Genomic DNA, 14,772 nt, shown 5'->3' on the forward strand with positions numbered 1-14,772 from the left:
TCCGTCGCCGTGCCCGGCCGGCGGTCGCGGCGGCGGGGCAGAGTCGAGCCGTCCGGCCGACGCCCGCGCCTCGGCGCCCCGGACGTGCCCCGGACGTGCCCCGGACGTGCCTCGACCGCGCCTCGGCTGCGCCCGCGCCTCGGCGGCGGCCGGTCCGCGGACATGCGGACAGCTCCTGTCCTGTTCTGCCGCAATACTGAACCCATGTTGGAGACCTCGGCCCGCTTGCTCGCTCTGCTGTCGCTGTTGCAGGCGCGCCGGGACTGGCCGGGCCGTACGCTCGCCGACCGGCTCGAGGTGAGCCCCCGCACGGTCCGGCGCGACGTCGACCGGCTGCGCGAGCTCGGCTACCCGGTGCAGGCCACGCGCGGCCCCGACGGCGGGTACCGGCTCGACGCCGGCTCCGAGCTCCCGCCGCTGCTCTTCGACGACGACCAGGCCGTGGCCGTAGCCGTGGCGCTACAGACGGCGACGATGTCGATCCAGGGTGTGGAGGAGGCCGCGCTGCGCGCGCTCGCCACTGTCCGTCAGGTCATGCCCGCGCGGCTGCGCCACCGGGTCGACGCGCTGCAGGTGACCCGCATCGTCAAGAACACCTGGCGCGAGGGAGACATCGACGCCGAGCACCTGCTGGCGATCGGCACCGCGGTGCGCGCCCGCGAGGTGCTGCGCTTCGACTACGAGGGCCGCCGGGAGCTGGCCGAGGGCCCCGACGAGTCGCGGCCGCCCCGCCGTACGGAGCCGCACCATCTGGTGACGTGGGGTGGCCGCTGGTACCTCGTGGGCTGGGACCTCGATCGCAAGGACTGGCGCACGTACCGTGTCGACCGCATGACGCCCCGCACGCCGAACGGCCCGCGGTTCGCGCCGCGGGAGCTGCCGGCGCCGGACATCAACGAGTTCATCGCGGAGCGCTTCGAGCGCCACGATCCGCTGCCGTGCCGCGGCACCGCGATCCTGCGCGCGCCGGCCGCGGCGATGAACGAGTGGATGCGCGGCCAGGGCCTGGTGGAGGACATCGCGCAGGACCGTTGCCGGGTGACCGCCGGCTCGTGGTCGTGGACCGGCCTCGCCTCGTGGTTCGGCATGTTCGGCGTGGACTTCGAGCTCGTCGGCCCGCCCGAGCTGCTCGAGGCCGCGTCGGAGCTGGCCGCCCGCTTCGCCCGGGCATCGAACCCGGTGTAGCCGGGAGTGACGATTTCGTAGCAGCCGGGAGCGATTGGGCCCGCTTCGCCGGGTAGCGGACCCGCTGCGGCCGGGAGCGACGATTTCGTAGCAGCCGGGAGCAGCCTTGCCGACCGGGGGCGGTGGTTGAAGGGGAAGCACTGGGCGTACCGACTGCGAAGAGAAGCCGGCCGGAGAACCTCCCTCGGAATCTCCGGCCGGCTTCGAAAAAGAGCTGGCTATCAGGCCTTGTTGCGGACCGCAGCCAGGGCCTTGCCCCACGTGACCGTCTGGTCGATCACGGTGTTCAGCGTGGCCTCGTGCTGCGGGCCGGGCTTGAAGACGCTGAAGTTCTCGAAGTCGGTGAACAGCGACAGCGCGAGCTGGGCCCGTACGTCCGCGATCTGCAGCTCGCCGGCGATCAGGCGCAGGTGCTCGACCGCCCGGGTGCCACCCGCCGCGCCGTAGCTGACGAAGCCGGCCGCCTTGTTGTTCCACTCGGCGTAGAGGAAGTCGATCGCGTTCTTCAGGGCGCCGCTGGTCGAGTGGTTGTACTCGGGCGTCACGAAGATGAAGGCGTCAAACTCGGCGATCTTGGCGGCCCACTGCTTGGTGTGCTCGTTCGCGTACTGGCCCTGCGACGGCGGGATGGCCTCGTCCAGGTGCGGCAGGTTGTAGTCGAGCAGGTCGACCAGCTCGAACTCCGCGTCGCCGCGACGGCTCGCGATGTCGTACACCCACTTGGCCACGGCCTCGCCGTTCCGGCCCGGGCGGGTGCTGCCGAGGATGATTCCGACCTTGGTCATGTGCGTGGTTCCTCTTCCTGAAGGGAACGCCACCCTGGAGGGTGACGTGTCACCGTGACGCTAGCTCGAACCACGGTGACATGTCACCCATTCCCGTAGAATGTGAGATGTGACAGAACCTGACTGGCTCGACGACCGTGAGCAGCGGGCCTGGCGCGGATACCTCTCCCTCAACTCCGAGGTGCAACGCCGCGTGGCGCGGCAGCTACAGCGCGAGACCGGGCTCACCGCCGCAGAGTATGCCGTGCTGGTGGCCCTGTCCGAGGCGCCGGGCGGCCGGCTGCGGGTGTTCCAGCTGCGCAGGGTCGCCGACTGGGAGAAGACGCGGCTCACGCACCAGATCACCCGCATGACGGCCCGTGGCCTCCTGGCGCGCGAGCCCTGCCCCGACGACCCGCGCGGCGCGTTCGTGGTGCTGACCGAGGCCGGCTGGGAGGCGGTGACGGCCGCGGCGCCGCGCCACGTCGCTCACGTGCGGCACTGGTTCTTCGACGCTCTGCAACCGGAGCAGGTCGAAGCGCTGCTCGACATCTCACGGACGGTACTGTCTCGGCTACCCGAGGCCGACCGGGTGATGGGGGAGCCGTGCATGGAGGACGCCGCATCGTGTGGCCCGGATCTCGTGGCGGCGGCCGAGACGCGGGGCCCCGACCTGTACTCCGCGATCGACGTCGCGCCCGGCGACGAGCCCGCCGAGGGCGGCTGTGATACGGCGCAAACGGGGTGTGACGACGACCTCCCGTGAACCGGCGTCATCGGCGAGTCAAGTACTGTTTTGAAGGGCTTCATCGAGTCATCTGCGTAAGGAGACGGGCGTGCACGACGAAGGTCGGCAACTGGTGGTTGCCGTCGACGGGCCGTCCGGCTCCGGCAAGTCCACCATCTCGCGCCGGGTCGCACAGGCGCTCAACGCCCGCTACCTGGACACCGGCGCTATGTACCGCGCCGTGACGTATGCGGTGCTGCGCGACAACGTCGACCTGCGCGACGCCGACAAGATCGCCGCGGTCGCCGAGGACGTCCAGCTCTCGATCGGCACCGACCCCACCTCGCCGCACATCAGCGTGGACGGGATCGGGGTGGACCGCGAGATCCGCGGGCCCGAGGTCACGCAGGCGGTCTCCGCGGTCTCCGCCGTGCCCGCGGTGCGCGCGCTGCTCGTCGCCCGCCAGCGGGAGATCATCGCCGAGTCCGGGCGCATCGTCGTCGAGGGGCGCGACATCGGCACGGTCGTAGCGCCCGGCGCGGACCTGAAGGTCTACCTCACCGCCGACGCCGCCGAGCGCGCCCGCCGCCGCAGCAGCGAGAACGCCACCAACCAGGCCGCGACCGCCGCGGACCTCGCGCGGCGCGACCGGCTCGACTCGACCCGTGCCGCCGACCCGCTGCGCCAGGCCGAGGACGCCGTCGTGCTCGACACGACCGAGCTCGGTATCGGCGAGGTCGTCGAGCGGCTGCAACGCATGCTCGACAAGGTGACGGCGTGAACGCAATGCCCGCGGAGATCTCCCGCGAGGCCGTCGACGCCGAGCCGGAGATCGAGTTCGCTCTGCCCATCGTGGCCGTCGTCGGCCGCCCCAACGTCGGCAAGTCGACCCTCGTCAACCGCGTGCTCGGCCGGCGACAGGCAGTGGTCGAGGACGTCGCCGGCGTGACCCGCGACCGGGTCGCCTACGACGCGGAGTGGTCGGGTCGTAACTTCACGATCGTCGACACCGGCGGCTGGCTGCCCGACGCGCGAGAGCGCGCCAAGGCCATCGCCACCCAGGCCGAGATCGCCACGCAGACCGCCGACCTCGTGCTCTTCGTCGTGGACGCCACGATCCCGCCGACCTCGGACGACGAGGCGGCTGTGCGCATGCTGCGCCGCGGCGGCCGCACGGTCATCCTCGTCGCGAACAAGGTCGACAACGACCGCATCGAGGGCGAGATCGCCAGCCTGTGGGGCCTGGGCCTGGGCGAGCCCTTCCCGATCTCCGCCCTGCACGGCCGCGGCGCCGGAGACCTCCTCGACAAGATCCTGGAGAACCTCCCAGAGGTCCGTCCGACAGTGAGGCGCGAGGCCGGCCCTCGCCGCATCGCGCTCGTCGGTCGCCCGAACGTCGGCAAGTCCAGCCTGCTCAACAAGCTCGCGAAGGAGGAGCGCGCGGTCGTCGACTCCGTCGCCGGCACGACCGTCGACCCCGTCGACAGCCTGGTCGAGTTCGGCGGCGAGACGTGGCATCTCGTCGACACCGCGGGCCTGCGCAAGCGGGTGTCGCACGCGAGCGGCACCGAGTACTACGCGTCGCTGCGCACCAACGCCGCGATCGAGGCAGCCGAGGTTGCGATCGTCCTGCTCGACGCGAGCGAGGTCATCTCCGAGCAGGACCAGCGCATCATCTCGATGGTCATAGAGGCGGGCCGCGCCCTCGTCATCGCCTTCAACAAGTGGGACCTCGTCGACGAAGACCGCCGCTACCAGCTCGGCAAGGAGATCGACCGCGAGCTGCGCCGCGTGCCGTGGGCGGTGCGGGTCAACGTCTCCGCACTGACCGGCCGCGCCGTCGACAAGCTCGCCCCCGCGCTGCGCACGGCTCTGGCCAACTGGGAGCGCCGCGTCCCGACCGGCCAGCTCAACCAGTGGCTGACCGCCCTCGTGCAGGCCACCCCGCACCCGGTCCGCGGCGGCCGCGCCCCGCGCGTGCTCTTCGCCACCCAGGCCGGCGTGTCCCCGCCGAAGTTCGTGCTGTTCACCACCGGCGCGCTGGACCCCGGCTATGTCCGGTTCGTCGAGCGCCGCCTGCGCGAGGAGTTCGAGTTCACCGGCACCCCGATCCACATCACCGTGAAGCCGCGCAAGAAGAACAAGAAGTAGCCCGCGCGCGATCTCGTTTGCCGGCGGTTCTGCCCGTCTTGCTCGCGGCGCCTCTTTCTCGTTTCTCGCGGTGCCTGGTTTCGCGTTCTTGCGGTACCTGGTTCTCGCGGCGTCTCGTTTCTGGAGGTGCCTGGGTTCTCCCGGCGGGCCCTCGCGGAGCCGTGGCTCGTGCGAAGCAGGGGTCGCTCAGTCGGCCAGGGCGAAGATCTCGGCGTGCAGCTGGGTGCCGGGAACGCCGAGGCCACGAAGGGTCGCGAGGACCGCGTTGGTCATCGCCGACGGCCCGCAGACGTAGACGTCGCGCTGGCGGACGTCGGGGACCAGCGACAGGAGATGCTCGGGGCCGAACGGCGTCGGCGTGGTGTCCCGGGTGCGACCCGTGACCAGGTGCACCTCGGCGCCCTTCGCCGCCGCCAGCTGGCGCAGCTCGCCGAGCAGTGGGGCGTCGGCCTCGGAGCGGGCGCGGTACAGCACCACGATCGAGCCGTCGAGATCCTCCAGCAGCGACCGGATCGGCGTGATCCCGACGCCGCCGGCGATCAGGAGCGTCGCCGGTTGCGTACGGTGCTGGCCGGTGAACGCACCGTACGGGCCCTCGACGAACACGCGCGTGCCGACCCGCAGCTTGCGCAGCCCGGCGCTGCCCGAGCCGACCGCCTTCGCGGTGAGCCGCAGGCTGCGCCCGTCCGGGGCCTTGGACAGCGAGAACGGGTTGACCTGCCACCAGCGGCTCGGGGTCAGGAACCGCCACAGCATGAACTGCCCGGCCTGCGCCGGCATCCGGTCGAGGTCACGGCCGGTGACGTGCACTGACACAACGTTGTCGGTCTCCGGCACGACGGCGGACACGCGCAGCCCGTGCCGAGCGTTACGCCACAGTGGCAGCACGATGCGGCCGAGCACGAATGCGCCGATCGCGACCGTCCACAGCAGCACCCAGTAGACCTTCGCCCACGTGGCCGGCTGGGAGATCGGGTTCTCCACGGTCTGGTGCACGATCGCGAACCCGACCACGGCGTAGGTGCCCAGGTGCAGCGCGTGCCACAGCTCGTACGGCAGGCGACGGCGCACGGTCCGTGTCGAGGCGAGCACGATGAGCAGCAGCAGGGTGCCCGCGATGATGCCGGCGAGCGTGCCCAGCGAGCCGAGCCACTTGTCCACCAGGGTGGCGAAGGGCCAGTCGCGGATCCGCGCGTACGCCCATGACGCGAGCGTCGCGTGCACAGTGATCGTCCACGCGAGCGTGATGCCGACCCAGCGGTGCCACGAGGTCAGCTGCCCCATGCCGAGGCGCCGGTCCAGCCAGGGCACCCGGGCGACGAGCACGAGCTGCAGCGCCAGGAGCACGGCGGCGTGCAGGCCGAGGAAGCGCCCTACCGAGAGCATCGGCTCCGGCGTGCCGGCCGCGGTGAAGAACAGCACCTCGACCACGATCGCGTTGGCGAGCGCTACGGCGAGTACCGCCGCGGTGGCTCGCTGGGGTCCGGTGCCTAATCGGCCACGAGTGGGCCGGGTGCGCTGTGAGACGGTGGTCATTTGGCCTCGAATCGGTCAGACAGGGCGTACCGCAACAGCACTACATCGTCCATCTGGCGAACCTCGACCATCGTCGCACGATGTCCGCGGTGCCAGGGAAAACGACCGTCCCCGACGAAGCGCGGCGCGCGGCCGTCGCCTACGAAGAACGGCGCGACGACCAGCTGCAGCTCGTCGACCAGCCCGGCCGTGAGGAACATCGTGTGTACCGTGCTGCCGCCCTCGACCAGCAGCCGCCGCACGCCGCGCGCGGCCAGGTCCTCGAGCGCGAGCTCGAGATCGACCGGCTCGCCGCCGTCGACGACGGTCGCCCGCCCCTCCAGCCGCTCACGGTTGTGGCACGCCGTCGTCGTCGCGCAGTACACGATCTTGTCGGTCTCCCCGTCGGTGAAGAACCGTGACTGCGGGTCGACGTCGCCGTGACCGAAGATGGCGACCTTCGCCGGCAGCGGCGGCAGCCCGTTCTCGGCCCGCCGTTCGCGCCGCTCGGCGTCGCGCACCATGAGCCGCGGGTTGTCGCGCCGGATCGTGTTCGCCCCGACGAGGATCGCGTCGCACTCGGCCCGCATGGCGTCGACGCGGTCGAGGTCCTCGCTGTTGGACAGCACGAGCCGCTCGTCGCTGGCGTCGTCGAGGTATCCGTCGAGCGACATCGCGCAGCTGAGCACCACATAGGGCCGAGCACGGGGCGTGGCCACGCCCCCACGCACCGCTCCCGCTCCGTCTCCGTCCCGCACGGGGCCATGGTGTGCACGGCCGGCCTCGTTGTGCACACGGTCAGCCACGTCGAGAGCGAACCCGGCGGTGTCGGTGTCGTGTCCGCCACCGTCTTCCTCGCGAGTCGGCGCTTCACGCTCACGGGTCGGCGCTTCGCGCTCACGGGTGGTCGCGTCGGGACTTCGCGTGGTGCCGTTGCGTTCGCGGGTCGGGTTGTCCTGCTCGTGGGTGGTCGCGTCCGGACCTCGGGTGGTGCCGTTGCGTTCGTGCGTCGGGTCGTCGTGTTCGCGGGTGGGCGGCTCGAGTGGGCTGAACGTGGTCATGTTGTCGCGGAGAGCGATCATGCCGGGCGTGCGCTCGTTCCGGGGAGTCGTCGCCGCGCTGCGCGGCGGCGCGGACTCACCTTGCCGCGGCACGGTTGGCCTTCGCTGCCAGGTACCCGGCGTTGGCCGGGCTCAGGAACACGCCGGTCGGGACCACACTCGCCACGGTCACGCCGAGCTGGTCGAGCTGGTCGGCCTTGTCGGGGTTGTTGGTCAGCAGCGCGATCCGCGACACTCCGAGCGCGTCGAGCATCTGCGCCGCCGCCGAGTAGTCACGCTCGTCCTCCGCGTGACCGAGGGCGATGTTCGCCTCGTACGTGTCCAGGCCGGTGTCCTGCAGCGCGTACGCGTCGAGCTTCGAGTACAGGCCGATGCCCCGGCCCTCCTGGCGCAGGTACAGCAGGAAGCCGCCCTTGTCGGTGATCCGCTCGATCGCCTCGCGCAGCTGCGGGCCGCAGTCGCAGCGCTGGCTGCCGAAGATGTCACCGGTCAGGCACTCGCTGTGCAGGCGCACCAGCGGCGCGGCGCCGCCGTCGGCGCTTCGACGCAGCGCGCCGGACCAGTCACCCAGGCCGAATGCGACGTGCTCGCGCCCGTCGACGAGGCCGTTGAACGAGAACAGACGGGCGGTGGTGGAGTACCCGTCGAGGAGTCGCAGCGGCACCGTCACCTGCGTGCGCATCGTTGCCCCGGGCAGAGTTTCGAACATCCTTCTCCTTCAGCTGGCCACGGCGCGTCGGCGGAACAGCAGGACCGCGACGCCGGGAAGGCTCGACACCAAGACCAGTACCCCGTAGACGGTCGCCGTCGCGACTCCGTCGGCGGCGCTCAGCCCGGCGGCGCCGAAAGCCCACGCGGCGACGCCCTCGCGGGGCCCGAACCCGCCGATGTTCGTCGGCACGCCCATCGCGAGCAGGGCCAGCAGCGTCAGCGGCAGCAGCTGGGTGGCGGGGGCGGTCAGGCCGGCGGTGCGCGCGGCGACCAGGAACGTCACGAGGTGCCCACCGACCGCGACGGCGGAGAAGAACACCACGCCGGGCCAGATGCGGCGCGCGAGCAGCACTCTGCGTACATCGGTGCGCACCATGCGCACCAGCCGCCGCCACGCCTCCGGCCCGCGCCGCCCGGCGACCAGGGCCAGCAGCGCGAACACCGCGACGACAGCGGCGAGCACGAGGGCGATGCGGGGGACGTAGGGCCGCACCGGCGACGGCAGTGCCCAGAGCAGCCCGAGCGCGAGCGCGCACTGCACCACCTGCCCCGCGCTGCGCTCCCACACCACGGCCCGGATGCCCCGCCCGAGGTCGCCGCGCTCCCGCCCGTGACCGACGGCCCGGTCGACGTCGCCCAGCACCCCGCCCGGCAGGGTGGAGTTGATCAGTACCGCCCGGTAGCAGTCCGCGACCGCGGTGCGCAACGGCAGCTGCAGCCCCAGCCCGCGCGCGACGAGCCGCCACCGCCAGGCGCACGCCACGATGGTGGCCGCCCCGACCGAGAGCGCCGCGACGATCGCCCAGGCGTCGATCATCCGCAGCCCTGTGAGGAACGGCCCGCTGCCGACCCGCCACACCAGCAGCGCGAGCACCGCCACACCGCCGATCGTGCGCACCAGCCCCCACGGAATCCGTGGCCGACCCCCGCCCGCCCGCGCGCTCGCGATCGTCTCGCCTTCGCCCTCGGGGCGAATGGCGACGTCGGTGCGCTGCATCGGCGAACTCCTTCATGGGGATCTCTCTTGTCATACGCCGCGACGGGCCATCGGGTTCAGATCTCGAGGCGCCGCGCCGCCGAGTGTCAGAAAAGGGAACCATCCGCGCCGCCGCCGTCGAAAACGGCCATTCCGCCCAGGAGCGGTGGAAGGGATGCCCGTTCCAGCGACGGAGACCTTGCGATCGAGACTCGGACACTGCTCGTAGGCTCTCGCCGGCCCAAGTTCCGCTCGATTGCTATTCGTGCTTGCACACGAACGGTCGGTAGTGACCGGTCAGCCCGCGGGCGTCTCTGCTGGCAGCGCTCGTAGGGTGGCCGAGATATTGCGGGCGGTGACCGTCCAGTCGGTCAGGTCCGCGCGGCGGGCCAGCGCGGCGGCGCGCAGGTGGATCCGCAGGTCGGCGTCGGTGAGCCACTGCTCGAGGGCGGCGGCCAGCGCTTCTGGGTCATCCGGCGGGACGAGCAGGCCCGGCACGATGCCGGATGCGGTGCGGCCCACGGCGTCCGGCAGGCCCTTCGCCGTGGTGGCCAGCACGGGGATCCCGCGGGCGAGGGCCTCGGCGGCGACCATTCCGTACGTCTCGCCGCGCGACGGGTGGACCAGCAGGTCCGCGGATGCGTACAGCGCTTCGAGTGCCGCGCCGGTCTGCGGGCCGGCCAGGTGGATGCGATCGGTCAGGCCGGCCTCGTCGATGCGGGTCTGCAGGGCGCGTACGAATGCCGGGTCGCGGTCGGCGGCGCCGGCGCAGATGCAGGTCCACGTTCGGTGTGTGAGCCGTGCCAGGGCGTCGATCAGGATGTCGTGGCCTTTGTGCCGGCCGAGTACCGCGACGCACAGCAACGCGTCGCCACTCTCGGTGCCCGGTGCGGGCGGGGCCGGGGTGACGCCGGGGATGGCGACCGACATGCGTTCGGTGGGGAGGGCGTACAGCTGCAGCAGTCGGCGCTGCGTCCACTCGGACGTGGCGATGATCGCGGTCGCGGCGCGCAGGGCCCGGTGCTCGGCGGGGCGGGTCGCCGGGTCGGTGTCGCCGAAGGGCATGTGGACGAGTACGACCAGCCGGAGCCGTGCGGCGTAGGCCGCCATGACGTCGGGCGCGGCCGAGGCGATCAGGCCGTCGACCAGCGCGATTGCGGTCGCGGGCAGGTCGGCCAGGAGTGCGTCGAGAGTCGCCAGGTCGTTCGGCGACGGGTTGGGCCAGGCGCCGTGGGCGGACTGCTCATGGACCGACCAGCCGAGGGCGGCCAGGGCGGTGCAGGCCTCCCGGTCGTAGCGGTTGCCGCCGCTCGGTGTGGACGGATCGTCGATGTCGTTGGGTAGCACGACGTGCACGGTCTGCGCCACGTGTGCGATGCCGGTCGGCAACGCCGCGTGGGGGGCAGCCGTATGCGGGGACGGTGCCCGGAGGGACAGCGCGTCCGGCGACGTCACGTCTGACGACGGTGTGTGCGGGGACAGTGCGTGGTGCGGGGACGGCGCGCTGGGCAGGTTCGTGTGTGGTGACGGTGTGTGTGCCGGGCGTGCGGCATCGTTCGGCGATGCCGCACGCGTGGTGTCCGGGCTTGGGTTCACAACGGGCCGTCCTCACCCACGCCCGCGACCTCGTCGATTCACAGCGCGCGCTCGTACGTTGCCCAGGCGATGTGGGACTCGCGGAGCGTGACCGAGATGCGCTCCAGGCCGGCGGCGCCCGCGCCCAGGGCGCCGGCGTGCACGCGGGCGGCCAGGCGGTCCGCGACCGCGGCGGCGAGTACTTCAGTGGACGTGTTGATGCCGGCGAAGTCGGGCTCGTCGTCGAGGTTGCGGTAGTTCAGCGCCGACAGGACCGACTTGAGCTCCTCCGCGGCGCGGCCGATGTCCACCACCAGGTTGTCGGCGTCGAGTTCGGTGCGGAAGAACGTCACGTCCACGACGTATGTGGCGCCGTGGAGGCGTTGGGCCGGGCCGAAGACCTCGCCGCGGAAGCTGTGGGCGATCATCATGTGGTCACGGACGGTGAGGCTGTACACGCGGGTTGACTCCTCGGGGATTCGTTGCCGTAGGTGAGGATTAGTTGCCGTAGGTGATGAGGTGGCACAGGGCCGGCAGGGTGCCGGCGGTCAGGGCGGGCAGGACCGTCGGGAGCTCCTCGAACGGGGACTCGCCGGTGATGAGCGCGTCGAACGCCGGGTCGCGCAGCAGGCGCAGGGCCAGGGCCATCCGGTCGGCGTAGGTGCGGGTGGCGGCGCGGGCCGGTGAGACCGTGCCGACCTGGCTGCTGCGGATCGTCAGGCGGCCGGAGTGAAAGGCACCGCCCAGGGACAGGGTGACGGGGCGGTCGCCGTACCAGCTGAGCTCCACCACCGTGCCCTCGCGGGTGAGCAGCTCCAGCGAGCGCTGCAGGCCCTGCTCGGTGGCGCTGGCGTGGATGACCAGGTCACGCTCCGTCGAGGCGGCGTTGGGGGAGGCGAAGGTCACACCGAGCGCGTCGGCGATCGCTCTGCGCGATGGGTCGGTGTCGATCAGTTCGACCTCGGCGCCCGGTACGCGGGCGAGCAGGGCCGCCACGCTGCAACCGACCATGCCGGCTCCGACGACCGTCACCCGGTCGCCGATCAGCGGGGCGGCGTCCCACAGGGCGTTCACTGCCGTCTCCACGGTGCCGGCGAGCACCGCGCGGCGCGGCGGCAGGCCGTCGGAGAGGGGGACGACCGCATCGCGCGGTACCACATACGCGCTCTGATGCGGGTAAAGGCAGAACACCTCGCGGCCGAGCAGGTCCGGCGGGCCCGACTCGACGACGCCCACGTTGAGGTAGCCGTACTTGACCGGGTACGGGAAGTCGCCCTCCTGGAACGGTGCGCGCATGATCGCGTGCTGGTCTGCGGGGACCTTGCCGGCGAACACCAGGGTTTCGGTGCCGCGGCTCACACCCGAGTACAGGGTGCGGACCAGGACCTCGTCGCCGGCCGGGGCCGGCAGGGCGGCCGGGCGGAGCTCGCCGCCGGCAGCGGTGGTCCAGAAGGCCCGGGCCTCATGCATGCGGTGCTCCTTCATGACGAGCGATGTCCTGCAGTGATCGTGTACCCCCGGCCGGGTCGTTCGGTGCCGAAATGTGCGATCGAACCGTTACGGCGCCATGCGCGTATGCACTGTCAGGTCCATGGTCAGCAAGCACAGCCTCGTATACGGAGCGATGATGCCGAGGGTTCGAACCGGTCCGGTCGTCGGATTGATCTTCCATTTTGCGGTGCTGGCCGTGCTTGCGGCGAGTGTTGGGCTCGGTGCGGCGGGGTGGGTGGTCGGCCTCACTGCCGGGATCGTCACGTTCGTGGCGCTCGGTCGCGGGCTGCAACGCTCCGGCGCGCAGACGTTCGGGGCGGCGAACTGGGTGACGATGACCCGCGCCGGGCTGGTCGGCGGCGTTGCCGCGCTGACCGCGGACTCCTTCAGCCGGGGAGTGCCCGTAGCGGTGCTGTGCGCGATGAGTGCGGTTGCGCTCGCGCTCGACGCCGTGGACGGCAACGTTGCGCGGCGTACCGGTGGGGTCACTGCGCTCGGGGCGCGCTTCGACATGGAGATCGATGCCTGGCTGATCCTGGTGCTCAGCGCGTTCGTGGCCGAGTCGGTCGGGGCGTGGGTGCTGGCGATCGGGGCGATGCGCTACGTGATCGGGATCGCGAACTGGCTGCTGCCGTGGTTGCGCGGGACGGTGCCGCCCCGGTACTGGCGGAAGGTGGTGGCGGCGATGCAGGGCGTGACGCTCGCGGTCGCCGCGTCCGGGATTCTGCCGATCGCGGTGGCGACGGCGGCCGTGGCGATCTCGCTGCTCTTCCTCGTGGAGTCGTTCGGCTCCGAGCTGTTGTGGCGCTGGCGGCGGCAGTCGCTCACGGTGGCGGTGTCGTCCTGATGTCCGTATCGTCACAGTCCGTGAACGCCTCGGGGGACGGATCGACGGCGGAAGTCGATGAACAGCCGGTGATCGAAGCGGAGCATTCCGTGACCTCACTGACTGTGGAGACCGAAGCAAAAGCGGAAGCAAACGTAGAAGAGAAGAAAGCCTCCGTCGTCCGGACCGTGCTCCGGTGGGTCGGGACGATCCTCGGGGCCGCGGTCGTGTACTTCACGCTGGTCAGCCCGGACCGCCTCACCCAGTTCAGCCCGGCGGCGTTCCTGCGCATCCCGATCGAAGGGCTGCTGCTGGTCGCCCTGTTCCTCGCCGTGCGGGGGCGGATGCGCACCGTGGTGCTCGCCGTCGCGGGCGTCATCCTCGGCGTGCTCGTCATCGTGCGGCTGTTCAACCTCGGGTTCTACACGGCGCTGTCGCGGCCGTTCGACCCCATCCTGGACTGGGTGCTGTTCGGGCCGGCGTTCGGGCTCGTCAGCTCGTCGGTCGGCCGGCCGGCCGCCATCGCCGTGGCCGTCGTGCTGGGGCTGATCGTGCTGTCGGTGCCCGTCGTCATGACGCTGGCGCTACGGCGGCTGGGGCGGCTGGCGCTGCGGTACCGGACGGCCACCACCCGCGGGACGGCGCTGCTCGCGGCGGTATGGGCGATCTGCGCGCTGTTCAACCTGCAGGCCGCGCAGGGGTTGCCGGTGGCCTCCGACGGGGCGACCGGGACGCTCGGCGACCAGGTGGCGCTGGTGCGGCGCGACATCAACGACGGGCAGAAGTTCGGGGCGCAGGCCGCGGTCGACGCGTTCCGGGACGTGCCCGGGTCGCAGCTGCTCACCGGGCTGCGCGGCAAGGACGTGCTGTTCACGTTCGTGGAGAGCTACGGGCGCAACGCGGTCGAGGACCCGCAGTACGCGCCGCAGGTGAACACCACGCTCGACGAGGGGACCCGCGCGCTCGCCGCGAAAGGGTTCCAGGCGCGCAGCGCGTTTCTGACCTCGCCGATCACCGGCGGTGGGAGCTGGATGGCGCACGAGACGCTGCTGTCCGGGCTGTGGGTCGACAACGCGCAGCGCAGCCAGACGCTGCTGGCCGGCGACCGGTTCACGATCAACGGGGCGTTCCGGCGGGCCGGGTGGCACGTCGCCGGGATCATGCCGGCCAACGACCGGGACTGGCCGGAGGGGAAGTTCTTCCAGTACCACGAGCTGTACGACTCGCGGAACATGGGGTACAAGGGGCCGAAGTTCAGCTACGTGCCGGTGCCGGACCAGTTCACGCTGGCGGCGTACCAGCGGCTGGAGCGCCAGCCGGGGCACGCGCCCGTGTTCGCCGAGATTCCGCTCGTGTCCAGCCACGCGCCGTGGACGCCGATCCCGCAGATGGTCGGGTGGGACCAGGTCGGTGACGGGACGATCTACAGCTCGATGAGCACGGACGGCGATCCGCCGGACGTCGCCTGGCGCACGTCGGAGAAGATCCGCACGGCGTACCGCAACTCGATCGTGTACTCGCTGAGCAGCCTCATCTCCTACATCAACACGTACGGCGACGACAACCTGGTCGTGGTGTTCCTCGGGGACCACCAGCCCTCGCCGATCATCGTCGGCGACCAGGCCAGCCACGACGTGCCGATCACCATCGTGGCCAAGGACCCGAAGGTGCTCGACCGGATCTCCGGGTGGGGATGGCAGAGCGGACTGCGACCCGACCCGAAGGCACCTGTCTGGCCGATGAACGCCTTCCGCGACAAGTTCCTGACCGCCTACGCATAGGAAAACCGC

Annotated in this window: 14 protein-coding genes; 6 read left to right on the plus strand and 8 right to left on the minus strand. The window is 71.4% G+C overall.

The genetic code is table 11. The annotated features are described in order from the left end of the window. The first annotated feature begins 204 nt into the window (after positions 1–204). The gene (locus ABD901_RS25325) at positions 205–1,185 is read left to right on the plus strand and encodes a helix-turn-helix transcriptional regulator (RefSeq protein WP_345129749.1); all 981 of its coding nucleotides are present in this window, start codon (positions 205–207) and stop codon (positions 1,183–1,185) included. Between the two features lie 221 nt (positions 1,186–1,406). Here the strand turns inward: ABD901_RS25325 and ABD901_RS25330 are convergent, their stop codons facing one another. Continuing rightward, the gene (locus ABD901_RS25330) at positions 1,407–1,970 is read right to left on the minus strand and encodes an NADPH-dependent FMN reductase (RefSeq protein ID WP_345129751.1); all 564 of its coding nucleotides are present in this window, start codon (positions 1,968–1,970) and stop codon (positions 1,407–1,409) included. 109 nt (positions 1,971–2,079) lie between these two features. Here ABD901_RS25330 and ABD901_RS25335 point away from each other — a divergent pair, with 109 nt between their 5' ends. From ABD901_RS25335 to der, 3 genes are all read left to right on the plus strand, one after another. Beyond that, entirely contained in the window at positions 2,080–2,715 is a 636-nt protein-coding gene (locus ABD901_RS25335; protein WP_345129754.1) for a MarR family winged helix-turn-helix transcriptional regulator, read from the plus strand. A gap of 70 nt (positions 2,716–2,785) precedes the next feature. Then, entirely contained in the window at positions 2,786–3,457 is a 672-nt protein-coding gene (gene cmk / locus ABD901_RS25340; protein WP_345129756.1) for a (d)CMP kinase, read from the plus strand. A gap of 5 nt (positions 3,458–3,462) precedes the next feature. Next, positions 3,463–4,827: a ribosome biogenesis GTPase Der gene (gene der, locus ABD901_RS25345; protein WP_345130069.1), complete on the plus strand. Its 1,365-nt coding sequence runs from the start codon at positions 3,463–3,465 to the stop codon at positions 4,825–4,827. Between the two features lie 186 nt (positions 4,828–5,013). Here the strand turns inward: der and ABD901_RS25350 are convergent, their stop codons facing one another. The 7 genes from ABD901_RS25350 to ABD901_RS25380 form a co-directional block, all read right to left on the minus strand. Next, on the minus strand, positions 5,014–6,363 hold the full coding sequence (locus ABD901_RS25350; RefSeq protein WP_345129758.1) for a ferredoxin reductase family protein: 1,350 nt from the start codon (positions 6,361–6,363) through the stop codon (positions 5,014–5,016). Beyond that, positions 6,360–7,061 carry a RibD family protein gene (locus ABD901_RS25355; RefSeq protein ID WP_345130070.1) on the minus strand — a complete coding sequence of 234 codons (702 nt, stop codon included), beginning with the start codon at positions 7,059–7,061 and terminating at the stop codon, positions 6,360–6,362. The genes ABD901_RS25350 and ABD901_RS25355 overlap by 4 nt, the downstream gene beginning before the upstream one ends. Positions 7,062–7,479: 418 nt before the next feature. Continuing rightward, positions 7,480–8,112 carry a GTP cyclohydrolase II gene (locus ABD901_RS25360; protein ID WP_345129761.1) on the minus strand — a complete coding sequence of 211 codons (633 nt, stop codon included), beginning with the start codon at positions 8,110–8,112 and terminating at the stop codon, positions 7,480–7,482. A gap of 9 nt (positions 8,113–8,121) precedes the next feature. After that, complete coding sequence (locus ABD901_RS25365; RefSeq protein WP_345129762.1) at positions 8,122–9,111, minus strand: lysylphosphatidylglycerol synthase transmembrane domain-containing protein; 990 nt, start codon at positions 9,109–9,111, stop codon at positions 8,122–8,124. A 276-nt stretch (positions 9,112–9,387) separates the two neighbouring features. Beyond that, entirely contained in the window at positions 9,388–10,458 is a 1,071-nt protein-coding gene (locus ABD901_RS25370) for a glycosyltransferase family 4 protein (protein WP_345129764.1), read from the minus strand. Between the two features lie 266 nt (positions 10,459–10,724). After that, positions 10,725–11,123, minus strand: a complete 399-nt coding sequence (locus tag ABD901_RS25375; RefSeq protein WP_345129766.1) for a 6-pyruvoyl trahydropterin synthase family protein — start codon at positions 11,121–11,123, stop codon at positions 10,725–10,727. Positions 11,124–11,163: 40 nt separating this feature from the next. Further along, complete coding sequence (locus ABD901_RS25380) at positions 11,164–12,135, minus strand: zinc-dependent alcohol dehydrogenase (protein ID WP_345129768.1); 972 nt, start codon at positions 12,133–12,135, stop codon at positions 11,164–11,166. Between the two features lie 208 nt (positions 12,136–12,343). Here ABD901_RS25380 and ABD901_RS25385 point away from each other — a divergent pair, with 208 nt between their 5' ends. Both ABD901_RS25385 and ABD901_RS25390 read left to right on the plus strand, forming a co-directional pair. Then, a complete protein-coding gene (locus ABD901_RS25385; protein WP_345129770.1) occupies positions 12,344–13,003 on the plus strand; it encodes a CDP-alcohol phosphatidyltransferase family protein in 660 nt (219 codons plus the stop codon). 167 nt (positions 13,004–13,170) lie between these two features. After that, complete coding sequence (locus ABD901_RS25390) at positions 13,171–14,763, plus strand: sulfatase-like hydrolase/transferase (RefSeq protein ID WP_345129772.1); 1,593 nt, start codon at positions 13,171–13,173, stop codon at positions 14,761–14,763. Positions 14,764–14,772: the final 9 nt, after the last annotated feature.

Source organism: Dactylosporangium darangshiense, assembly GCF_039537565.1.
Classification (GTDB): domain Bacteria; phylum Actinomycetota; class Actinomycetes; order Mycobacteriales; family Micromonosporaceae; genus Dactylosporangium; species Dactylosporangium darangshiense.